This window comes from Enterovibrio litoreus (assembly GCF_045679545.1).
GTDB lineage: Bacteria > Pseudomonadota > Gammaproteobacteria > Enterobacterales > Vibrionaceae > Enterovibrio.
Map to the genome: position 1 here is coordinate 999774 of NZ_CP166195.1, position 21322 is coordinate 1021095.

A 21322-nucleotide genomic window follows, 5' to 3' on the forward strand; every position below is an offset into this window, starting at 1 on the left:
AAGAATTAAACCTTATTCCCAGCTTTGCACTGCGCGACTTTTTGTCACGCTGCTAGAGTGACCTTCGAGCGTTTGAGTTTGATGAACCTTGGAAGCGATAGTGTATTCCCATGCCATGTTCTGAAGTGTCATGGTGTTACTCTCGGCTAATTATATGTATTTCAAAGTGACATTTTTATCCCTTTCAAGTCGTTCAAGCGACGGGTGTCAGTATCAGTTTGCCTGACGCATGTCGCGCTCAGTGTTTATCATCGGCTTATTCAGAACAGGCTTTGTTTATGAATCGGGTTTCTCTCGTTTTGGTCGATAACGTTTTTATTCATTTTTAATCAAGAAAGTAGCATTGGTGACTTTAATCAGCCGACAGAGGTATCACGAAGTGTACGAGGTTGGGGAAAAGGGAGTGGTGTAACCCCAATGACGTGAATTCGTTCACTCGTCGGATCTGATGAGCCAAAAAGGCAAAAAACACGGAATGTCGTGTTGCTTCCGAATGTGAGCATGTTCAGTGCTTGCACTTGGCCTGAGGCATATTCAAACGCACGATGCTAATACCCAAGAAGGTGAGTTCCATGGTTGATACCCATCAGAATTTGGCCTCTCAGTTGCAGGAAGCACTGCTTATTGTAGAGGATGACCCAGATGCACAGAAGAAACTATGCCAAGCATTGGAAAGTGAAGGGTCGATTATCACGGCGCATTCTCTTAGTGTGCCAGCCGCATTGCAGCAGCTTTTAACATCGGTAGTGATAATTGGACGATGTGATGCAAACACCTTGTTTTTGATGAAGGAAATACTCTCTTATTCTCCGCGAACGAAAGTGTTGGTTGTTGTTGATTCTGACAGTAATAGCGATGCTATGTTAGCGATGGAATCCGGTGCATTTGACGTTGTGGAAAGGCCATTTGATGACGCGCTGCTAAGAATGCTCGTGCGTCGCGCTCGGCATATTAGTCAGTTAGAACATGAAGTTGACCGCCTTAAAAGTTATGAGCGTAGACAAGAGTCTATTGTTGGCGGAAGTCTGCAAATGATGCAGTTAATGCGCATGGTAGATCGGGTGTCGTTAACGGATATTAACGTACTGATTTACGGTGAGAGCGGCACCGGAAAAGCGTTGTTGGCGAGAGCCATCCATGATCGAAGCCCGAGAAGCCAAAAGCCATTTGTCACCATCAATTGTGCATCGATTCCTGAAGAGCTGCTTGAAAATGAGCTCTTTGGTATTGAGAGCGACACGCTCGGTGTTCGGCGAGTCAAGATTGGCAAAATTGAGTCTGCTCATGGTGGCACCTTGTTCTTAGATGAAATCGGGGATATGCCTCTGCATGTTCAAGCCAAGGTGTTGCGCTTTGTGCAAGATCGCGTGGTTGATCGCATTGCCGGCCAGCGATCTATTCCTGTTGATGTGAAGCTGGTCTGCGCCACTCATCAAGACCTAACCCAACGCAGCACAGAAAAGCGCTTTAGAGATGATTTGTTGCACTGTATTGCTGAAGTGCCGATTAGCATCCCGCCTCTTAGAGAGCGAAGTGACGATGTACTTTTGCTCGCCAAAACGTTTTTGCTTCAGTTCAATCAATCGATGAATCGCAATATCGCTGGATTCACCGAAGACGCGCTTGAAGCATTGCTCGCTTACATGTGGCCAGGAAACGTGCGTGAGCTTCAAAATAAGGTGAAGTCGGCCGTGATTATGGCGGATGGCGATAAAATTACCGCAGCAGATTTGGCGCTGACAAAAGAGCACAAGAAAGATTCGGGGTTACCACTTAATCTTCGCCAGGTCAGGGAAGAAGCTGAGCGCCAAGCGGTGACACGTGCATTGGCTCGTGCTGAAGGCAATATGTCGCAAACTGCCAACCTACTCGGCGTATCTCGTCCGACGTTATACACCTTGATTGAAAAATATGCACTGCCGCGCTGAGATGAAGCGCGCATTGCAATAAGTCCAGCGTCTTAATGGTGAGAAGTGGAGTCGAATAGGCTGTCAATCGGCGTAGGAAAGTCGACAAAGCATATACAGTGAATAGTAGGCAACCCTTGTAGAGCGTTTTTTAGTGAGTTACTGGAAATGCAGAGTTCGATGGTTTGCCTGACCCCTGTAAGATTTTCTTGCGCCTTTGTCAGTTACAATGACGTGGAGTAGTAGAATGAGAGTCGCTGAACTTGTTGATAGTAATTTGGTGCTAAAAGCTGACGTTGATATTTGTATTGCTGACAACTTCTCACTCGATATATGCAGTTATGAATCTGGAGATCAGCTCGTCATTTTCAGTCCTTCCACTGAAGACGTACTTATCTGTGATAGTGCAACGAGTGTTTTTCTCTCTTTGATTGAAAAGAACTTACCCCTTGGCGCTGCTCTTTCTGCATTGTCTGTCTGTGAGCCTGAATATGCGAAACGGCTACTGCATGAACTTGAACGCATGGAAATAATAAAGCTTAATCACGTGCGTTGGCGCTAGCCTAGCTTCTACATAAAAAACAAAGGCGTAGGCACACACCAAATCTGCCGCCTTCAAGCTGAAATAATCCAACAGGTGCGGTATGCTGGGCGTATTGTTAACCCATAAGCGAAGCCGCAACGTTGCAGTACATTCGAATTAAAGATGCTATTAAAGAGCAGATTCAAAGCGGGCAGCTGCCAGCGGGTGAAAAACTGCCATCAGAGCGAAAACTGGCTGATACTTTTAAAACTACCCGTGTGACGTTAAGAGAAGCGCTGTCGTTGTTGGAAGCCGATGGTCTGATTTATCGTGAAGATAGACGTGGTTGGTTTATTTCCCACCGTGCGCTACGTGTTGATCTGTCTTTGCCTTTCGAATTTTCAGCGACAGCGTCTAGCCAAGGCCGTACACCTTCCATTGATGTCCATCGTGCTGAGAGCTTGATGGCGAATAAAGAAAGCACGCAATTCCTCTCGCTACCGCCCTTTACCGAAGTGTTTAATATCTGCCGTATTCATCGTCTCGATGGTAGGGCCGTGATGTACGCTGAGCACTATGTCCGCGTCGAACGATTACCTCATTTACTCCAGCATCCCCTAGACGGAAATTTAGCCGAACTCTACCGAGAGAACTGGCAGCTCAATATCAGCAAGTGCCGCTATGCTGTGTGTTCTTCAACATTTGATGAGCCGATTGCCTCAACGATCAAATCAACCGTTGGCGCGCCATCATTGCGAATCACTCGCATACATTTTGATGAGGCAGGTACTGCACAGGAATGCGTTATTGAGCACTGGCGTCACAACGCGGTATCGTTAGACATGATGGTAGAATTCGGTCGGTAGTTGGGCAGTGATGGAATGGCTGAGTCAAATTAACAGCGCGGAATGTCAATTTGCCTCGTTCTAGATGCTAGGTACTCGATGCGAAGTGCTACTTTGCTGCCTGAGCTTTTATCTCTTGCTGACGCTCAATGCGCTGTATTTGTTTGTGCAATGTCGCGGCATTGAAGGGTTTCACCACAAAGCCATTCACGCCATGTTGAATTAATTCTTTTACGCGCTCTTTGTCTTGCTCACAGGAGACAATGAGTACCGGGGTCTTTTTCAGTTTTTCATCACAACGAACTTCTTTAAGTAATTCTCTGCCGTCCATTTTGGGCATGTTCAGATCCGTGATGAGCAAGCCATAACTGCTCTTCTTCATCATTTGAAAGGCCTGCCATCCGTTGGTGGCTTCCTCCAAATCCAAATAGCCAATACTTCTCAGCAAATTGAGCATGACGTGTCTCATGGATGTCATGTCATCCACGACCAGAATTTTCATCAGTGAATTATACCTTCGTATCGGCTTATGAATAAAATATAGCTCAACACTCAGTAACTTCGAGAAGAGACGTTAACTTATATTGCTTTCAGATCGAGAGGATTGCTCAATATCTTAGGTATTTAGGCGCGCGCCTGATCGGAGTTACACGGTTTCAATTGGCAAGAAAATTATCATCGGTTGAATTGTGTGGGGTGAGGACGTTGTCTTTGCGTGCTCGCTGTCCCTTCTGCGATCGATGTTGACTTCGCCATTTCATAAAGTGTGTTGAAGCGGGTGTGATAGGTATGCTGGTTGTGAAAATCCTGAATATAGCGTCGAGAAGCACGGCCGATTTTCAAGCGTTTATTGTTGTCGGAAAACAGGTCTAAAAGCTGATCTTGCAGCAGTTCGCTTCCGGATTCAGTTGTCCAGCAGATCGGATGGTCGTCATCATGACAATCATTACCAATGCGATTGGACGCAATCGGCAGCCCCATCGACATGGCTTCAAGAACACTGGCGTCGGAATGCTGGGGACGTAGACACACAAAAGTATCAATATGCGAGTGGAAGTGGTGCTTGTCTTTTAAGCGGCCGCAAAAGCGAACCTGTTCTTCTGCTGCATATTGGTTTTTCAATGCCCTGCGGAGTTGATTTAAGTGCGGGTTATTGCCTGCCACAAGCAGCAAGGTTTGCAGTCTGAATGTAGGTGAACGCATACATGCCGCAAAATATTCATCGAAAAGCACCTCTAAGGAAGCTTTGCTTTGACCCGCCACGTCGACACCAACCACAAAGCGATGCGCTGGGACAGGAACGGTTCCGACAAAGTGATTCGTGACGTTAGGATCAATGGCTTTTAAGCTGGGGCAACATTGCCGGCTATTGATTCCAGACCGAATGAGTTTGAGTCTCTCTGGTGAGATGTTGGCAACGTGAGTCAGCCATGCTTTGTCGGCTTCTGACTGCGCAATGACAAAGTCAGAAGAATAGGACAGTGTTCGATGCATCCACTGGCGAAACCACGACCTAAAGCCGCCGCGCTTTCCCGTCGGGTTTTGATAAAAATGCAACTTTACTGGAATGTTTCGTTTGTGTGCGACCCATTGTATTGGAAAGGTCTGGTCGCCGTAGGTTTGGCAGATATTGGGTTTAAGTGCTAGCAGTGCCTTGTGGCATTGACGAAGTTTCGAGGGCAATAAGCCGTTTAGGTCTAACTCTAAGCAACTGACGTGGTTAGGTATTGTTCCTGTTGATGGTATTTTCGACTTTTTGAGCACGACAAGGGTGTGTTCAAAATAAGGATGAGGGAACGCACGGATATTGGTGAAGACCTGATCATTCAATACCGTATCGGTTAGAGAGCCAACAAAGTGACAGATATGGAGAGGCTGCTTTACAGACATCATACTGAACCTCATGCACATGCGAAAAAACCGTTGGCTAATAATCGCACAGTTACTTGAGTCAACATTTCCGATTTCAGAGACAACCACTAAAAAAGAAGAGGGGGGTTCCCTGAACTGATTCTGCTGTTGTCTGCTTAGGTAGACGCTTAGGTTTGACAGAAAAAAGGAACGGCCGCAAAGCGCGCCCCAAATCTCTACTGCATTTCTTTATCTAAGATGAGGTAGGGTTGCAGAACCGCGCGGTTTCTCCCGCCGTGCTTCGCTTTGTAGAGACACTGATCGGCCGCTTCTAGCAATTGGTTGGGCTGAGTTTCCGTGCTTGGTTCGCAGGTAATACCACCAATACTGATGGTAATGATACCGCTGCTGGTGCTGCCTTGGTGGGAAATGCAGAGATCGCGCACAGCCTGACAAAGCTGCCAAGCCACCCTTTGTGTTTTTTCAAGATCGCAGTTAGGTATCATCAAGGAGAACTCTTCACCGCCAAAACGAGCAAGCGGTGCCTCCCATTGTTTTGCCACATCATTCATTGCTTGAGCGACGCGCAACAGTACTTTGTCACCTTGTAAGTGACCATAAATGTCGTTGTACGCTTTGAAATGGTCAATATCTATCATCATGACAGAGAGCGTTGTGCCGGTATCGACGGCATCATAAAGCGCGGTACTTAAACGACGGCTGAAGGGACGACGATTGAGTAGGTGTGTTAGTTCATCGGTTTCTGCTTCAACACGGAGCCTTTCATTTGCCACAATAAGCTCTTCTTGAAGCTCTGCCATTGCATAGTGGTCACGTTCCCGAATCGTGAGCTCGCTAAGCATGGTAGCAAAACGTGTCAGCAACAGACTTTTGTTCTCATTCCATTCCAATGATTGGTGGTTGTTGGTGGCAGCCAAAATGCCAAAACTCTTTCGTCCATCCGTGAGAGGAAACATTGCTAAGCTGTGTATGCCAACATCTTTGAGAAAATCGTGTTCGGCGAGTGTGTCTTCATCAAACGTATCTACATCAATCAGCGCCACATCCTGCGCCTCCATTAGCCAGCGTTTCACCTTGTACATATCGCTCAAATCAATGGCAGGCTGTTCACTGTTTTCAGGGAAGGTGGCGCGGTAAATGATGTTGTCGTGATCGAAAGAGAGCCAGAATATGTGGTCAGACCCAAGCAATTTTGCCATTTGAGGCATGCAGCAACGAACGTCGTGTTCAACATTGGTTTTGTGACCTTTTAGCAGCCGCAGTGACAAATCAGCAAGCAGTTTGTTAGCGTGGTTTTGCCATTCTATCGCCTCAGTACGGGCATTGACCTCTTCGACTAACAACGTTTTATGTTGCTTCAACGTGCGTTCTTTTAACCGTTTTTCAATAGCGTCAGTGCGAATACGTTTATACAGTTCTTGCACTGATTTTGCCAATTGGCCTAATTCATCTTGGTGATGAATGAGTGAATCGGGAATCGCAAATTTATTGACTTTATTGAGGTCAATTTTATCGATGTGTTCCACCAATGATCGCAAGCGAGTGACGCAGGTTTTTCCGAGCACGATAATAAGGATTAGCGCCACCAATAAGGCTTCTATAAGATAAAGTAGTGCGGCGGGAATAGCCTCTTGCCAAGCACTTTCTTCAATTGCATCCAAGTCTAAATAAATATCGAGTTGAGCAATCCCGTCATCCAGAGTTGTGAGAGGGTATTTTTTGTATCTTCCGTCCTTCTGATTCTGGGTAATATTATCCGCCCAAAACTGTTCGCCATCACGGCTTGTGAAATGAACATTTTTCACATAAGGCGTATCTGCAAGGCTCTGGAGTTGCAACAGAAGTAAGGATGTATCTGTTTTTTTCAAAGAATAATGAATAGTCGCTAACGAGCTATCTGCACGCTTTTCGAGTGATGTGATGGTCGAAGAATAGGTGTTGGTGTAATTGATATGCAGTTGAACGGCGACGGAGATAACAGCGAACGTTAAGCTCAGGCCAAGAACCAGTGCTGATATTTTGGCTTGGATACTTTGGCGCATCTTTGGAAAACTTTTGTGCATGCAAGGCTCATCATAATTAGGCGTTCGCTGTTACTTGCAGCAGTTTACCTCAAAAAATAGCCGAATCTGGTGTAAAAGATCACCAGTGCGCTAAATCGTGTGCTGTTTGGCTGTAAATGCATCAGTTTTAATGAGTTTTTTACATTTATGCGAACCTTTTTAGTCTACTTTGGGTGTGATTTTTTGACCTCAGTGATGGCTAGTGCGCTGTATTTTGAGATCGCACCATCACTAGGATGGGTTGTCTTTTGACACGCAAATTCGATGGCTACCGGCTAGAGTTTGCTTGCCAACGTCCAAGCATTCTTCTTGATGCGTAAACTTCTGAAACTCAACGCCGAGAATAAATGCGCCAATAATGAGTACCACGACGATAACCCATCGGAAAATTTTTAATTTCATTTCAACTGCCAATCCTTTGATTAGGTAGGGTGTTGTTATCATATTCAGTTTACTTAAGCATAAACAGGTATCAGTATTCAGATTGAGTCATGACGCTCCTATCACGTTACCGCACAGCATAATCTTCTGGAGCAATAGACCCAGATTTGCAAAAAAGAAAGAATAGATAGTAATGAAAACAACAATTTATTTGAGCCGGATTTCTGGCGGCCATGAAATCTGGCTCTATACTCAGATCTTGTACACATCAGGTTTTCACATGCAGAAGAGATACCACATTGAAAACTAGAAAAAGAATTCGGAAGTTCTTCCCTTTAGATTTCTATGGCGCAGACAGGGGTTGGCGATTTGTCATTCGAGCGTATAACACATCGGAAGTTTTTGATGCGTTAATGTGGCGTTCTTATCTTTCAGTTCGCAGACGAGATTTTAATTTGTTGCACCTTGCTATCGAAACCTTCTCCTATGAGAGTGACTACTCAGAAGGGCATGTCGCAGAAATTTCAGGTTCGCATGGCACATTGATGCGCGTAAAAATGCTAGGCCCGGTTGTTGAAGTGGGTGCGTTAAACCAAGCTTATTTGGAAAAACAACCTATCGATGCTGAGTGCAGCCCCGCCATTCCTGTCTTGTAAACCAAGGTTGCGTAGATTGAAATATGGTTAGCGGTGACGTTGACGAATAGGAATGCAAAAAGCCGAGTGAAAAACTCGGCTTTGTTGTTTTTGCAGTGTCGCTTGCGCTTGGTGTTGCTTTAAGATCGTTTGATCGTCAGGCAGCTTGGTCTTAAGAACGTGCGATTATCCCATTGGGCAATCTTATTCGGCGCCTCTAAGAAGGCACCGACGTTTTGCTGGTTGATGCAGGAAGCCAATGTGATATCACAAAGGTTGTGCCAAGCATCGCGCACGAAACCCATAGGCAGGCAACCAATCCATCGTTTTGATATATCCAGCCTGATAGTAGGGTGCCTAATAGCCTTCCCATTGCATTTGCCATGTAGTAGAAGCCAACGTCCAAAGACACCCCATCTTCGCGTGCATAGCTCACGATGAGATAGCTGTGTAGCGACGAATTAATGGCAAAGATGGCGCCAAAAATCATCAGACCTGAAACAAGACTTATCTGCGGCGCAATGTTATTCATTAGCGCAAATGCAATCAGCCCAGGGATCACCGTCAAAAGACCTACCCACGCCATGGCTGAGCGTCCATCAGGTACTTTCCCAGAGGCTTTGCCAGTGATCTTCGGTGCAAACCCCTGTACAACACCGTACCCGATTACCCAAAGCGCAAGAAACCCGCCAACGGTCCAATGATCCCAACCAAATTGACTGGCGAGAAAGACAGGAAGCGCAACCACAAACCATACATCCCGTGCGCCAAATAGGAACATACGCGCAGCCGAAAGTACGTTGATAGGGGCACTTTTAGAAAAAAGTTGGGTAAATTTCGGCTTGTTCTTAGCTTGTCCAATATCGGCTTTGAGGAAGAACAGGCTGCTTAACCAAACCACGGTGAGTGCGCTGGCCATCACTAGCACGGCCCCCTGGAATCCAAATACCGTGAGTAATGCACCGCCGAGGAAAAAGCCCGCGCCTTTTAGGGCATTTTTTGAACCAGTCAGCACAGCAACCCATTTATATAAAGTGCCTTCGGCATTGGCCGGAACCAGCGTCTTTACGGCACTTTTAGCACTCATTTTATTGAGGTCTTTGGCAATGCCAGACAACGCTTGTGCTGCCATGACCCAACCAACCGTAAGAATACCTGCTGGTACCATTAGCATCGATAGGGCAACGATTTGTAGCCCCAAGCCAATATTCATGGTGCGGTTCAAACCAATATGAGCCCCAAGCCAGCCTCCTACTAGGTTGGTGATAACACCAAAGAACTCGTAGAACACAAACAACAAGGCAATATCGAGCGGGCTGTACCCCAAGCTGTAAAAGTGAAGCACAACCAGCATTCTCAGCGCACCATCTGTGAGGGTGAATGCCCAGTAATTACCGGTGACGATCAGGTACTGTTTCAGTTCTGAAGAAAGTGCAGCAAACGGCATGGTTTGCAGGCTCCTATTGTGCTTTGTCGATACGGCCGACCATCAGTGCGAGTTCGGCTGTACGGTTTGCGTAACCCCACTCATTGTCGTACCAAACATAAAGTTTAACTTGCGTGCCATTTATCACCATGGTGGAAAGCGCGTCAATCGTACCTGAGCGAGGATCTGTTCGATAATCGATAGACACTAATGGACGCTCTTCAAAGCCCATGATGCCTTTTAGCTGCCCGTCAGCGGCGATTTTCAGCATTTGGTTCACTTCCTGTTCGCTGGTTGGACGGCTCACTTCAAACACACAATCTGTCAACGAGGCGTTGGTCAGTGGTACACGAACAGCATGGCCGTTCAGTTTGCCTTTTAGTTCAGGAAATATATGGGTAATAGCAGTAGCAGAGCCTGTCGTGGTAGGTATCAGTGAACTGCCACATGCTCGGGCACGGCGAAGGTCTTTATGTGGCGCATCAATAATGGTTTGCGTGTTAGTGATGTCGTGAATGGTTGTCATCGAACCGTGCACGATACCGAGTTGTTCATGGATAACTTTCACTACAGGTGCAAGACAGTTTGTGGTGCAAGACGCGGCAGTTACAATCCGATGCTCGGCTGGCACATATTGGTCATGGTTAACACCCATTACCACATTAAGTACCCCGTCTTCTTTCACGGGTGCTGTTACCACAACGCGCTTCACGCCTTGGTCTAAGTAGGCGTTGAGCAGTGCCTTTGTTTTCATTTGTCCTGATGCTTCAATCACCAAATCACAGCCAGACCAATCGGTATCTTCAATGGCACGGTTTTGGCTGCATTGAATCACGGTATCCCCAATGATGATTTTATTGCCTTGCGCGGTAGCTTCATGGTGCCAACGGCCATGCACTGAATCAAAATTCACCAAGTGAGCCAGTGTTTCTGCGTCGCCAGCGGGGTCATTAATGACTGTAAACTCCACATCTTTCTGATCGAATGCAGCACGAAACGAGAGGCGTCCCATGCGCCCAAATCCATTGATACCGATTTTGATAGTCATGCGTTGTCCTTATTGTTCAAACAGAGGCTTTAAATATTTGGAAAATCATATATACGAAATAACATATGTAAAGTGAAGATTTATTGACAAGGAACTGACCGATAGCGTCAATGTGGCCAAAATGAAGAGAGTCGTGCTGGAAAAGCCTTGGAGTGATTGGGGTTTTGCAGCGACATAAATCGGTCAGTTAAGCCGTACAGAGAACGGTAAGTGTACATGAATCGCATAATTTTAAATCATATTCGTAACAATATGTTTCCACAGGTAACAAATATACAAATTGTTAACGTAAAGAAAGCGCTCTAAGTGATAGAAAAAACGAAAGTTCACCTCCAATAATGCCTTGAATTAACGTTATTATGTTGCTGGATTGTAACATTTGGCGTTTTAGCACTTGTCGAGAAAGTGTGCAAAAATAGCGATCAAGCGAGCAAATCGTGCTCAATTCATCATTTAACTTTTTTTGTAGGAGTAGAAATGGCCTTTTTCGTGGTTGTTTTTCTATCTGTTGTTGGTGGCATCCTTGCTGGTGATCATTTCCACTCGTACATGGTGGGCTTTTCGCTAGCCACAATGGCTGTAGGTTGCTGTTACTGGCTTAGCTTTCGTCATACCAACTACCCACAACTTGCACTTCTGATGCTTATTTCCGGATTTGCAGTGAAAATGGGTATTACTGTCTTTGGCGTTATGTGGAGCCTAGAACGTGAATTGCTTACATCGCCATTTGTGTTTGCGTTGTCATACCTATTCTTTTCTTTGGTGGCAACGTACGGATACTTTAAATACAGAGAGTATCTAAGCAAACGTATTGAGGCAGTGAAAACCAGCCTTCAAGGCAGTTAAGTCTTAGTATTCCAATAGATTGTTCAATAAGAAGGTGGCTTTTTGCCACCTTCTTTATTTTTCCCCTTCACATACGCCGACTACAACCCTTTGCAGTTTTCTGCACTACTTGTTGCCATTCCTTCTCTTTTGTTTTCTCGGTCGAATGAGATATTCAGGTATCTAGACGAAAATCTACTACAATTTATATGTCTCGAAAATAAGACTTTCCGTCAGGGATCCATGGCCAATAAAACCCTCAATATCATTCTCTCTTTCCTGTGCGTTTCTATGCTGACACTTTCTGTCGGGTATAGCGTTTATCAGGCTAATTTTGTTGAAGAACTCAATGATGAGTGGAACGCTGAATCTCAAGAACAAGTGAGTGTGGCGCTGGAGCTCGCAGCATTAGAACGGGCATTTGGATATTTGGGATTTATTCATCACTTCAAGAACTATGTGTTGCGACGCTCAGACTTCTATTACGTTGAAGCAACACGAAGTTATTGGGAAGCCAATGATGCATTGCTCAATCTCTTGCTGGCGGATTTGTCTGAATCTAACGTCAATGACATTGTTGTTATTCAAGGGACGTTGAATGAGTACTTTCGAAAACTCAATGAAATCTATTTGGAACTTAAGTTGGAATCCGCCACAGACGTCGATAAACGTGTAAGGGTTGATGACAATCAAGCAAGGGAGGCACTGATTCGACTGCGATCTGGCTTGATCCCTAACCTTGATCAGCACTACAAAAGTGCGAATGTAATCAATGAGAGCAATAATGTTTGGTTATATGTGTCCAATTCATTTCCCTTGCTTGTCATTGTGCTGCTCGCCATTGCAGTCTCAGTGATCACCCGTCAGCTGTTTTACCGGTTACGTGAATCGAATGTCATTTTCAATTCTTCTCCGGATGGTTGCATATATGCTGATATAGATGGGAATATTTTGCGCGCCAACCCTGCCGCAACGACGATTTTTGGATATAGCATGATAGAGCTCCAGTCCATGAAAGTGGAAGATTTGATGGATGCATCATTGCGCTCGGAACACATCACTTATCGAAAAGCATTTTCTGAAACGACACGTACGCGGTTAATGTCAGATTCGTCCACGGAAGTAAAAGGGCTAACGAAGTCAGGAGATACTAAGCCTCTATCGATTGCGATTGCGTCGTTTGAGTATGAGAATACCTACAGAAATATCGCTATTATTCGCGATCTCTCGCTTCACAAAAAACTGGAGAAAGAATCGCAATATGACCTGTTGACTAACCTTCGAAATCGTCGAGCTATGGAGCAACATTTAGATCTGGAAGTGAAGCGGGCAAAACGCTATGGCAGAAATATGTCGGTGCTGTTGATAGATATTGACCACTTCAAAGAGCTGAATGACAGTGAAGGACACACCGCAGGTGATGAAGGGTTGGTGATGACGGCAGATCACTTACGAAATGTGTTTAGAAAGGTGGATCATATCGGGCGGTGGGGCGGCGATGAATTTCTAGTGATTTGCCCTGAACTTAGTGCTGAAGATGCGATTTGTCTTGCTGACCGTGTATGTATGCGATTTGCAAAGTTGCCATTCCCTTGGCGTACACCGCTAACAATGAGTATCGGGATTGCTTCAATGTCACCGACTCGCGTGTCTGGTTCGCTTGAAACCTTGTTTGATGAAGCAGATAAGGCACTCTATGCGGCGAAATCGCAGGGTAGGAATCGGCAACAACACTTTGAAGAGCTGCGCCGACCTAAGCTTGCAAACTAGATTAACTTAACAGCTTGCTAACCAACGGCAAACCATTCCCTTGAATGCTATCGGTCAGTGGCGTCCGGCTTGACGACCGAACGACCCTGTTCGTCGAAAAAAGGTGTGGGGATGTTAGTGCCCTTTATCTTGTTTTTCAGCATAAACGACATGACCGTCACCAGTGATGAAAATGAAAACTTAGGACTAGGGCTTGTTGGGGGCGTCCCTTTAGCAAATTTCCCCATGACATAAAATTTCACTGGACCAAAAGCGGCGTCGCGGCCTTCTCCATGAATGGCTGACGTCGGAATACCAGCAAACGGCATTTTTCTGCTGATGGTGTTTGCGATCGGTGAATGGCAACAGGCGGTATAAAAGCGATAGATTCCTTTCGAGGTCATTCGCATGCAACGTAACTGTTCGGCGCCTTGGTGAATCTCCACTTGTGCTGGTGCAAGTTGGAACAACTCTGTGCCGCCCCATTCATCCAACCACTTATCTCCATTGCCTAATCGATTGGCAAACCCTTGGCAGTCATCGCAATAACACACCAAATGGTTGCCTGTTTTGGGCGACACGTTTTTTAGCGTGCCCTGTAATGCGCCACATTCGCAACGCAGTGAGAGATCGGTCATTGGGCAGTCCTTTTTGGAGTTGGTAATTGAAATTATATCTGATTTAACCTTTAGTTAAGGTTGAAAAAATCACCAATTTCCATCACTACAGTCCATGCTCAAATGTATTCATCATGTGAGATCTGAACGAAAAGGTAGATGCGCTTTGGCATCGTCAAGGTACTGCTGTATTAACGAATGCTCCCGCTGCAAATAGTCGCCAATGGCTTGATGAAATCCTTGATGCTGCAAGTAATGCGCAGAATAGGTGTAAACAGGTTCAAACCCACGCATCAGTTTATGTTCACCCTGTGCGCCCGCATCAAATCGCTCAAGGTTGTGTTTGATGCAATATTCAATGCCTTGGTAATAGCAAAGCTCAAAGTGTAGGTTTTCATATTCGGCTAAGCATCCCCAATATCGGCCATACAGGGTATCGGTAGATTTGAAATATAGTGCGCCAGCCACAGGGTCGTCGTCGACGTATGCGAGTATTAATACCAAGCGGTTTCCCAGTGATGCCCCAATGCGCTCGAAGAACCCTTGATTCAGATAGCCAGTATGTCCTGAACGTTTGAGATACGTGCGCTGATAGAAGCGGTAAAACGTCGACCAGTCAGACGCGGAGGCGGCGTCGCCATCGAGGATCCTTACTTCGACACATTGATCGCCAATGCTTTTTCGTTCTTTGCGAATATTCTTGCGTCGACGCGACGTTAGTGTGGCCAGAAAATCATCAAAGGTCAGGTAGTTTCGATTAAACCAATGGAACTGTACGGCGCGTCGTTCCAGGAATCCGTGGTCAATGAGCGAAGGTAAGGCAGATTGCGTTGGGAAAAGGATGTGGGCGCCGGAACATTGGATTTGATCTGTGAGTGAGCGCATGCCGCCTAACAGATACGTTGTGATTTCTACTTGGTCTTCGCTTGCTGAAATCAATAAGCGTGGGCCAGCAGCCGGAGTAAAGGGAATAGCACAAACCAGCTTAGGGTAGTATTCGATCCCTGCGTCTTCGTAGGCTTCCGCCCATGACCAATCGAACACATATTCGCCGTAAGGGTGGCTCTTGATAAAGCATGGCATGGCGGCCACGAGCTTGTCGCCGCGATAAACGGCGAGATACTGGGCTATCCAACCACTTTTGCGGCCTATGACTTCACTTTGCTCTAACGCAACAAAGAAAGCATGGCGAGCAAAAGGGTAGTCATTCGAGAGAAGAGAATTCCATTCCTCTTCACTAAAAGCATCGATTGTCGGGACTGACCGGCACGTCAAATCCTGTGTCTCGCTTTGTTTGCTGTCCATGCTGATGTTTGATGTCCTTTGCTTTAAATGCATCCCTGATACGCATCTTGGGTGAGCTTCTGACGAAATACAACCCACAGAGATGGAGGGTATTCGCGTCTTCTTTTGGCTTGAGGGACGACAAGCTCTGAAAGCACCAATGTTCGTTATTACCTTTAAGCGTGGTACAACGTACCAATGAAAACATCAAAACCAATACAATATGCCAGATTGTTATGTTGGTGACATTTAATACTGGATTATCAAACTATATTGGCGTTTTACTCTTGCTGGATGGTCGTTACATGGCATAAGATTTCATTAACAATCTGGTAACAGGTTGGGTTTTTGTCACGGTTCACAAGGAATGAGAGATGCAAAACAAATTTCTGATCGAAGCCTTCCAGACACCGGAACAGGTGTCCCACACCTTGCTCCCTTACTTTGCTACGTTGAGCAAAGATCCCTATGTCGATAGCGATGTGCGCTTTCGCAGTTATGCGTGCTTTGCGATCGACCCTGAGGGTGAGCTCTCGCGTCTGCCCCATCAGGCATTCATGCAATCTTCAGATGTGAATCGTGTTGTGGGCGATATTGAACGCCACTTTGCCCCAATGGATGACGATATGGTGAGCCTGCCTGAGTTCACCCATCTCATTCGATCGTTTGCGTCTGCCACAGGGATAGATAGTCAAGGTGGCCAAATTGACGTTCACCAAATTCGTGTGACATGTTCAGCGGAAGATACCAGCGCGCCAGCACCAGAAGGTATTCATCAAGATGGTTTTCGCTTTGTCGGTATTTTCTGTGTGCAACGACAGAATATCGCAGGTGGTTTTACACAAATTTTCACCTCGCCCGTCGAGCAGCACCCGCATCTCAATACCGTCTTAGAACCCAATCAATTCGTTATTATTGATGATCAACGCTATTACCATCACATTTCAGAAACGTTATCGAGCGAATCCGGCAAGGAGGGCGTACGCGATGTCTTCGTATTTACCGCTTAATCAAAACTCTGTTGAATCTCTGCGTCGCCAGTTTCCAGCGTTACAACGTGAAATAGGTGGAGTATCCCCCATTTACCTTGATGGCCCCGGTGGCACGCAGTTGCCAGATTCCGTTATTGATGCGTTTGGTAACTATCTACGCGCGGGTAACGCTAACTTAGGCGGTAAATTTCTGGTGAGTGAGGAAACCGGATTACTGGTCGAACGCGCACGAGAAAGTGCTGCTGCGCTGGTGGGGGCGGCGTCGCCGAGCGAGATCTTCTTCGGCCCGAATATGACGTCTGTGACATTTTCATTTAGCCGTGCGTTAAGTCAACAATGGCAAGCAGATGATGAAGTGATCGTGTCAGTGGCAGATCATGGCGCCAATCGCTCTAGTTGGGTGATGGCGGCACAAGACCGAGGGGTAAAGGTACATTATTTGCCGGTGAAGGATGCGCGTGGTGAATTGGATCTCAATGCCTTGGATACGCTGCTGAGTGACAAGACCAAATTGGTTGCCCTAACCGCTGCAAGCAATATTACGGGCACAATAACCGACCTGAAAGCGGTGATAGAAAAATGCCACAAAGTCGGCGCAAATGTGTTTGTTGATGCGGTTCATTTGTTGCCGCATCAGCTGGTGGACGTGCAGGCATTAGATGTGGATTTCCTAGCAGGTTCAGCTTACAAGTTTTATGGCCCCCATCTTGGTTTTCTCTATGGAAAAGCCCAATGGTTATCATCGATTCAACCTTATAAAGTCGAGCCCGCACCGAATTTTGCGCCCAACTGCTGGGAGACTGGCACGCTTAACTTTGAGGCTCTGAGTGCGTTTGTGGCCACCGTGGAGTATCTCGCATCACTAGGCGAGGGGGGGACGCTTCGAAACCGGCTCGCGTCGGGCTACGACAACCTGCATCAGTACGAAGCATCACTTTCTGCTTATTTTTTGAAGCAATTATTATTGGTAGAAAATGTGCAATTGTTCGGCTTGCCACAAGCAGAAGGCCGCACCGCGACGTTTGCCCTTCGTTTTGGTGAACGAGACCCTGCAGAAATCGCGGCTGCGCTTGGAAAGCGTCAGATCTATGTGTGGAGTGGCCATCTTTACGCTGACAAGCTCACGGACGCGTTTGGCGTAACCGATAAAGGCGGCATTCTTCGTGTGGGACTAATGCACTACAACACGGTTGAAGAAATTGACGGTTTCTTTGAGGCATTGAAAGCAGTGCTTTGATTGCCCAATCTGATGTGAAGACGTTAAAAAGCCGACAATTGTCGGCTTTTACTTCAAACTTCAACTTTCAACCTTCAACCTATGGCCACTTGGCTAGCTAACCAATTTGTAGCTGATCACGTAAAATGTATCATCGTCAGGATAGATCTTGCGGATCAGGGGTTTCAGCTCATCTAATGGCAGAAATTCTTGTGCTGCATGCACTTCACCAATGTCTTCAAATGCAATCTGCTCGACGGTCAGGATGTCAATCTGACAGACATACTCGTCTTTTTCGAGCGTATGAACATCCACACGTGTGCCCGGCACATAATGTGATTCAGACACATCGCGGATCGTGATGGTTTTCTTGCCAGATGCAACAAGCGGCGTTAGCCATTCGAAGAAGGTGATTTTAGTTGGTGCTTGGCTCACAGTGATGCCTTATGGTCTGCCGTTTTCGGACGCGCATTAAATCATAGTGCAGCAAAATTGCATCGCGTTTTTCTACTAAAAAATGACGAAATGAGCAGCATGAGATTCCTTCCTGCCATAAAACCCGGTGTCCCGCTATCTTGCGGCCTCGGATTTAACGTATAATTGCGGGTTATACCCGAGTAAGACACAGAGAAGCGATGAGATGTGGTGGTAAAAAACCGCGTTAATCACATCGCTGAACGTGATCAGCACATTTGAGATAAGAAACGTTTGTGAACACAAGTAGCGGAATACGACTAAACAAATTCATCAGTGATTCTGGTTTTTGCTCGCGTCGCGAAGCAGACAAATTCATTGAGCAGAAAAAAGTCACCATCAACGGCATCGTGCCTGAGCTTGGCACTAAAGTGTTGCCCGGCGACGAAGTGAAGGTGAATAACAAACGCATCGATAAAGTGCCTGAGAGCAAAGAAGACCGCGTCTACATTGCTTATAACAAGCCAATTGGTATTACGTGTACCACGGCGAGTAACGTGCGTGGCAATATTGTTGACGCGATTCGTCACCCAAAACGTATTTTTCCTATTGGGCGTTTGGATAAACCATCTGAAGGTTTGATTTTTCTGACCAGTGACGGCGATATCGTTAATAAAATCTTGCGTGCGGGTAATAACCACGAGAAAGAATATCTTGTCACGGTTGATCGTCCCATCACGCCAAAGTTCCTTGAATTGATGTCCAACGGTATCCCTATTCTTGATACCGTCACAAAGCCTTGCGTGGTAGAAAGACAAAGCAAATTTGTATTCAAAATCATTCTGACCCAAGGCTTGAACCGACAGATTCGTCGTATGTGTGAATACTTGGGTTTCGAAGTGACTAAATTAAAACGCATTCGTATTATGAATGTTCGTTTAGGAACGTTGAAACTGGGTGAGTGGCGTGAGCTGACACAGGAAGAAATGGACGATATCAATGCGGCCGTGGTGGACTCTAAAAGTACCTTTGAGCCAGATGACGGCTATGAGGGTATTGGTGTCGGCGACGTGAAAAGCGCTTCCAGTGATGCAGCAAAGCAGAATTTAAAATCAGGCAAGATTGCTTTTGCGAAGCCGAGAGCGTCCTCGAATGGTCGTCATGATCGCACTGGACGCGGTGATAAGCGTTCTTTCTCGAAAGATGGCCAGCGCAATGACGGTGCTCGTAAAGAGGTCGCACGCGGAGAAGGCTTCAAGAAAGGGGGTAGCCGCCAAGACACTGAGCGCTCTGGTAATGCGCGACGTGATGACACCCGATCAGGTGATTCACGAAAAAACGATTCGCGCAGAGATGATTCACGCCGAGGTGGCCCTCGACCAGACAGCGCCCGCCCACAACGCTCTGATAGAGATGGTGCGCGCCGAGATGGGGCGAGAAATGACAGTTCTCGTAGCGGTGGAGCATCTCGCAAAGCGCCGTCGACTGGCGCACCGAATAATCGAAAACCGAAAGACCGCCGTCCATAGCGCCATACTGGGTGAGTCCACAACAAAGGGGAGTGATGATGTCGCTCCCTTTTTTATTGGGTGCAATTCAGGCGTTTGACACTGTTGATGGGACTGTTGATGTGAGAGAGAAAATAGAAGGTAATCGGCAGGGGAGTCGAGAGTGTGCATCCTTGCATCCTCTCTTTCTTTGAAGAAAGTTGTTCGTCAGCTCTGTTGCAATCTGCTAGAAAGGACTCTCTTTGTTCAGTTCATTACAAATTTCGACAATCGCAAGCGAAAGGCCAGATGCTATCATTTGTTGCTGACGCTTAACTTGCATTTGGTAGAACTCTAAACCTACATCAGTATCAGGCTGCATCACGTCCAGTTTTACCATGCCCATTTTCTCTACCAAGTTAAGCTTCTTGATGGCATTGAGAATGAATGGGTGCGTAAACGTGTACTCTTCACTGTCGTTGTTCAATTGATTTCGTAGCTTGATGATGTCATTGATGTCTTGATAAATCGCATCAGGTAATACACCCAATCCATAGAGCAGCTTAAGACGCACCGCGATGTCTCCCAATGGACCCGTATCGTCCAACAATGGACCAACAACCGATTTGACTGCGAAGTCATCCTTACGAAAGATTCGTTGAATGAGAGAGTCAATTGCATCTGTAAACACTTCTACAGAGGCAATAAAAAACCCTCGCACAGACGGTGCGCTGTTGAGCCTTTCTATAATCTGCGTTTCTTTTATCGGTGCTACCATTTTAGCCTTGGTGCTCTTCCTCTGTAACGGGAGCTTTTGCTCCCGTTTATCATTCCCATTCAGCGGGAAATTGACTTTAAAGCTGGTGGTAGATCGACTCAATGCTTTGCGCCTCTTTGCTTGTTTCTTCTAGACCGCAATAGTGAGCAAGCGTTTTAACCACACCGTGTTGTTGTAAATAGCTTTGAAGTTCCACGGCTTGCGGATCAGTGCTGTTTTCATACTTCAGCGCGGCAGCAATGCCTTTTAACAAAGCATCGTTATCGGTTTGGTACTCCATTGTACCGAGTAATGGTCTGATTAATCTATCGTTTTGCCCCAACTTTCTGATCGGCTCTCGCCCCACACGATCGACTTCATCAACCAAGAATGGGTTGGCGAAGCGCTCAATGATCTTGTCAATGTAAACATAATGTTTTTCACGATCAAAGCGATAGCGTCGAATGAGGACTTCACCACTTTCCATCATGGCCTGCGTAACGTCTGTACGGATGACAGGATCGTTTATCGCTTCACGAATGGTGCGGTAGCCATGGAGGCATCCTAAGTAGGCCGTTATACAATGGCCTGTGTTAAGAGTGAAGAGCTTGCGTTCAACATACGCCATCAGATTGCTGGTTCGTTCCATGCCAGTAATGGCAGGAATTTCACCTTTGAACTGCTGATCATCAACAATCCATTCGCTGAAGCTCTCTACGGTGACTTCAAGTGGGTCGTCGTTCGCCGCATCCATCGGGGGAACGATACGGTCTACGGCAGAATCGACGAACCCAACGTACTCGTCAGTTTTTGCTTGCTCTTCTTCGTTTAAGTGGCGGTATACCTCGGCCTTTAGGTGGGTACTTCCGCGCACCATGTTCTCGCAGGCAATAATGTTTAACGGAGATTCATTGCCGTCAGAAAATCGCTTTTTGAGGCCCTCGGCAATGGTGCGTGCGATTTTGTCTAACACGTTTGCACCGACGGCTGTGGTGACTAAATCTGTGGTGGCTATGCGGTCGATCACATCAGCACTCATCGAATTAACCGCTGAAATATGGCTGACTGACTCAATGGTACTTTCTGTACCCACTACACGAACATTGTATTGTTGTTTATGGCTCAACTGATCAATCAGTGGCTCATTGACGTCTGCAAAGGTGACGGCCACGTTTGAATCAGCAAGGAGTTTGCCAATAAAACCGCGACCAATATTACCAGCACCAAAGTGAACTGCTTTTTTCATGATTCTTACCTCACCAACAAAGTCGATCTTTTGTT

Annotated in this window: 20 protein-coding genes; 9 read left to right on the top strand and 11 right to left on the bottom strand. The window is 46.3% G+C overall.

The features are described from left to right. The first annotated feature begins 572 nt into the window (after positions 1-572). The 3 genes from AB8599_RS19830 to AB8599_RS19840 all read left to right on the top strand — a co-directional run bounded on the left by AB8599_RS19830 (position 573) and on the right by AB8599_RS19840 (position 3296). The gene (locus AB8599_RS19830; RefSeq protein WP_407333453.1) at positions 573-1928 is read left to right on the top strand and encodes a sigma 54-interacting transcriptional regulator; all 1356 of its coding nucleotides are present in this window, start codon (positions 573-575) and stop codon (positions 1926-1928) included. 226 nt (positions 1929-2154) lie between these two features. Then, positions 2155-2469 carry a hypothetical protein gene (locus AB8599_RS19835; RefSeq protein WP_407333454.1) on the top strand — a complete coding sequence of 105 codons (315 nt, stop codon included), beginning with the start codon at positions 2155-2157 and terminating at the stop codon, positions 2467-2469. Positions 2470-2591: 122 nt separating this feature from the next. Beyond that, entirely contained in the window at positions 2592-3296 is a 705-nt protein-coding gene (locus AB8599_RS19840; RefSeq protein ID WP_407333455.1) for a UTRA domain-containing protein, read from the top strand. Positions 3297-3384: 88 nt separating this feature from the next. On the opposite strand, the gene AB8599_RS19845 is transcribed toward AB8599_RS19840, so the two are convergent. From AB8599_RS19845 to AB8599_RS19860, 4 genes are all read right to left on the bottom strand, one after another. After that, positions 3385-3777 (bottom strand): response regulator, encoded by a 393-nt coding sequence (locus AB8599_RS19845; protein WP_407333456.1) that lies wholly within the window; start codon positions 3775-3777, stop codon positions 3385-3387. 173 nt (positions 3778-3950) lie between these two features. Beyond that, positions 3951-5165: a glycosyltransferase gene (locus AB8599_RS19850; protein WP_407333457.1), complete on the bottom strand. Its 1215-nt coding sequence runs from the start codon at positions 5163-5165 to the stop codon at positions 3951-3953. 197 nt (positions 5166-5362) lie between these two features. Continuing rightward, the gene (locus AB8599_RS19855; protein WP_407333458.1) at positions 5363-7189 is read right to left on the bottom strand and encodes a diguanylate cyclase domain-containing protein; all 1827 of its coding nucleotides are present in this window, start codon (positions 7187-7189) and stop codon (positions 5363-5365) included. A 252-nt stretch (positions 7190-7441) separates the two neighbouring features. After that, on the bottom strand, positions 7442-7612 hold the full coding sequence (locus tag AB8599_RS19860; RefSeq protein ID WP_407333459.1) for a hypothetical protein: 171 nt from the start codon (positions 7610-7612) through the stop codon (positions 7442-7444). A 392-nt stretch (positions 7613-8004) separates the two neighbouring features. Between AB8599_RS19860 and AB8599_RS19865 the strand changes: the two genes are divergently transcribed. Continuing rightward, complete coding sequence (locus tag AB8599_RS19865; protein WP_407333460.1) at positions 8005-8247, top strand: hypothetical protein; 243 nt, start codon at positions 8005-8007, stop codon at positions 8245-8247. A gap of 196 nt (positions 8248-8443) precedes the next feature. Here AB8599_RS19865 and arsJ read toward each other — a convergent pair whose 3' ends face one another. Further along, complete coding sequence (arsJ, locus tag AB8599_RS19870; protein ID WP_407333461.1) at positions 8444-9673, bottom strand: organoarsenical effux MFS transporter ArsJ; 1230 nt, start codon at positions 9671-9673, stop codon at positions 8444-8446. A 13-nt stretch (positions 9674-9686) separates the two neighbouring features. Then, entirely contained in the window at positions 9687-10700 is a 1014-nt protein-coding gene (locus AB8599_RS19875; RefSeq protein WP_407333462.1) for an ArsJ-associated glyceraldehyde-3-phosphate dehydrogenase, read from the bottom strand. 477 nt (positions 10701-11177) lie between these two features. Here AB8599_RS19875 and AB8599_RS19880 point away from each other — a divergent pair, with 477 nt between their 5' ends. Both AB8599_RS19880 and AB8599_RS19885 read left to right on the top strand, forming a co-directional pair. After that, positions 11178-11546, top strand: coding sequence for an NADH:ubiquinone oxidoreductase (locus AB8599_RS19880; RefSeq protein WP_407333463.1), 369 nt, complete (start codon positions 11178-11180; stop codon positions 11544-11546). A 222-nt stretch (positions 11547-11768) separates the two neighbouring features. Further along, a complete protein-coding gene (locus tag AB8599_RS19885) occupies positions 11769-13295 on the top strand; it encodes a diguanylate cyclase (protein ID WP_407333464.1) in 1527 nt (508 codons plus the stop codon). 47 nt (positions 13296-13342) lie between these two features. On the opposite strand, the gene AB8599_RS19890 is transcribed toward AB8599_RS19885, so the two are convergent. Further along, on the bottom strand, positions 13343-13912 hold the full coding sequence (locus AB8599_RS19890; protein WP_407333465.1) for a DUF6151 family protein: 570 nt from the start codon (positions 13910-13912) through the stop codon (positions 13343-13345). A 111-nt stretch (positions 13913-14023) separates the two neighbouring features. Then, positions 14024-15196, bottom strand: a complete 1173-nt coding sequence (locus AB8599_RS19895) for a GNAT family N-acetyltransferase (RefSeq protein WP_407333466.1) — start codon at positions 15194-15196, stop codon at positions 14024-14026. A gap of 353 nt (positions 15197-15549) precedes the next feature. On the opposite strand from AB8599_RS19895, the gene AB8599_RS19900 reads away from it, so the two are divergent. Further along, the gene (locus AB8599_RS19900) at positions 15550-16185 is read left to right on the top strand and encodes a 2OG-Fe dioxygenase family protein (protein WP_407333467.1); all 636 of its coding nucleotides are present in this window, start codon (positions 15550-15552) and stop codon (positions 16183-16185) included. Further along, entirely contained in the window at positions 16163-17404 is a 1242-nt protein-coding gene (locus AB8599_RS19905; protein ID WP_407333468.1) for a cysteine desulfurase-like protein, read from the top strand. The genes AB8599_RS19900 and AB8599_RS19905 overlap by 23 nt, the downstream gene beginning before the upstream one ends. A 93-nt stretch (positions 17405-17497) precedes the next feature. Here AB8599_RS19905 and yqfB read toward each other — a convergent pair whose 3' ends face one another. Beyond that, complete coding sequence (yqfB, locus tag AB8599_RS19910; RefSeq protein ID WP_407333469.1) at positions 17498-17818, bottom strand: N(4)-acetylcytidine aminohydrolase; 321 nt, start codon at positions 17816-17818, stop codon at positions 17498-17500. Positions 17819-18093: 275 nt separating this feature from the next. Here yqfB and rluF point away from each other — a divergent pair, with 275 nt between their 5' ends. Then, a complete protein-coding gene (gene rluF / locus AB8599_RS19915; protein WP_407333470.1) occupies positions 18094-19326 on the top strand; it encodes a 23S rRNA pseudouridine(2604) synthase RluF in 1233 nt (410 codons plus the stop codon). Positions 19327-19531: 205 nt separating this feature from the next. Here rluF and AB8599_RS19920 read toward each other — a convergent pair whose 3' ends face one another. After that, positions 19532-20062, bottom strand: a complete 531-nt coding sequence (locus AB8599_RS19920; RefSeq protein ID WP_407333471.1) for an MltR family transcriptional regulator — start codon at positions 20060-20062, stop codon at positions 19532-19534. Between the two features lie 76 nt (positions 20063-20138). Next, a complete protein-coding gene (locus AB8599_RS19925; RefSeq protein ID WP_407333472.1) occupies positions 20139-21287 on the bottom strand; it encodes a mannitol-1-phosphate 5-dehydrogenase in 1149 nt (382 codons plus the stop codon). Positions 21288-21322: the final 35 nt, after the last annotated feature.

Coding starts and splice junctions, on each gene's coding strand:
- AB8599_RS19830 (WP_407333453.1), top strand. CDS start 573: ATGGTTGATACCCATCAGAATTTGGCCTCTCAGTTGCAGGAAGCACTG.
- AB8599_RS19835 (WP_407333454.1), top strand. CDS start 2,155: ATGAGAGTCGCTGAACTTGTTGATAGTAATTTGGTGCTAAAAGCTGAC.
- AB8599_RS19845 (WP_407333456.1), bottom strand. CDS start 3,777: ATGAAAATTCTGGTCGTGGATGACATGACATCCATGAGACACGTCATG.
- AB8599_RS19850 (WP_407333457.1), bottom strand. CDS start 5,165: ATGTCTGTAAAGCAGCCTCTCCATATCTGTCACTTTGTTGGCTCTCTA.
- AB8599_RS19855 (WP_407333458.1), bottom strand. CDS start 7,189: ATGCGCCAAAGTATCCAAGCCAAAATATCAGCACTGGTTCTTGGCCTG.
- AB8599_RS19860 (WP_407333459.1), bottom strand. CDS start 7,612: ATGAAATTAAAAATTTTCCGATGGGTTATCGTCGTGGTACTCATTATT.
- AB8599_RS19865 (WP_407333460.1), top strand. CDS start 8,005: ATGTGGCGTTCTTATCTTTCAGTTCGCAGACGAGATTTTAATTTGTTG.
- arsJ (WP_407333461.1), bottom strand. CDS start 9,673: ATGCCGTTTGCTGCACTTTCTTCAGAACTGAAACAGTACCTGATCGTC.
- AB8599_RS19875 (WP_407333462.1), bottom strand. CDS start 10,700: ATGACTATCAAAATCGGTATCAATGGATTTGGGCGCATGGGACGCCTC.
- AB8599_RS19880 (WP_407333463.1), top strand. CDS start 11,178: ATGGCCTTTTTCGTGGTTGTTTTTCTATCTGTTGTTGGTGGCATCCTT.
- AB8599_RS19885 (WP_407333464.1), top strand. CDS start 11,769: ATGGCCAATAAAACCCTCAATATCATTCTCTCTTTCCTGTGCGTTTCT.
- AB8599_RS19890 (WP_407333465.1), bottom strand. CDS start 13,912: ATGACCGATCTCTCACTGCGTTGCGAATGTGGCGCATTACAGGGCACG.
- AB8599_RS19895 (WP_407333466.1), bottom strand. CDS start 15,196: ATGGACAGCAAACAAAGCGAGACACAGGATTTGACGTGCCGGTCAGTC.
- AB8599_RS19900 (WP_407333467.1), top strand. CDS start 15,550: ATGCAAAACAAATTTCTGATCGAAGCCTTCCAGACACCGGAACAGGTG.
- AB8599_RS19905 (WP_407333468.1), top strand. CDS start 16,163: ATGTCTTCGTATTTACCGCTTAATCAAAACTCTGTTGAATCTCTGCGT.
- AB8599_RS19920 (WP_407333471.1), bottom strand. CDS start 20,062: ATGGTAGCACCGATAAAAGAAACGCAGATTATAGAAAGGCTCAACAGC.
- AB8599_RS19925 (WP_407333472.1), bottom strand. CDS start 21,287: ATGAAAAAAGCAGTTCACTTTGGTGCTGGTAATATTGGTCGCGGTTTT.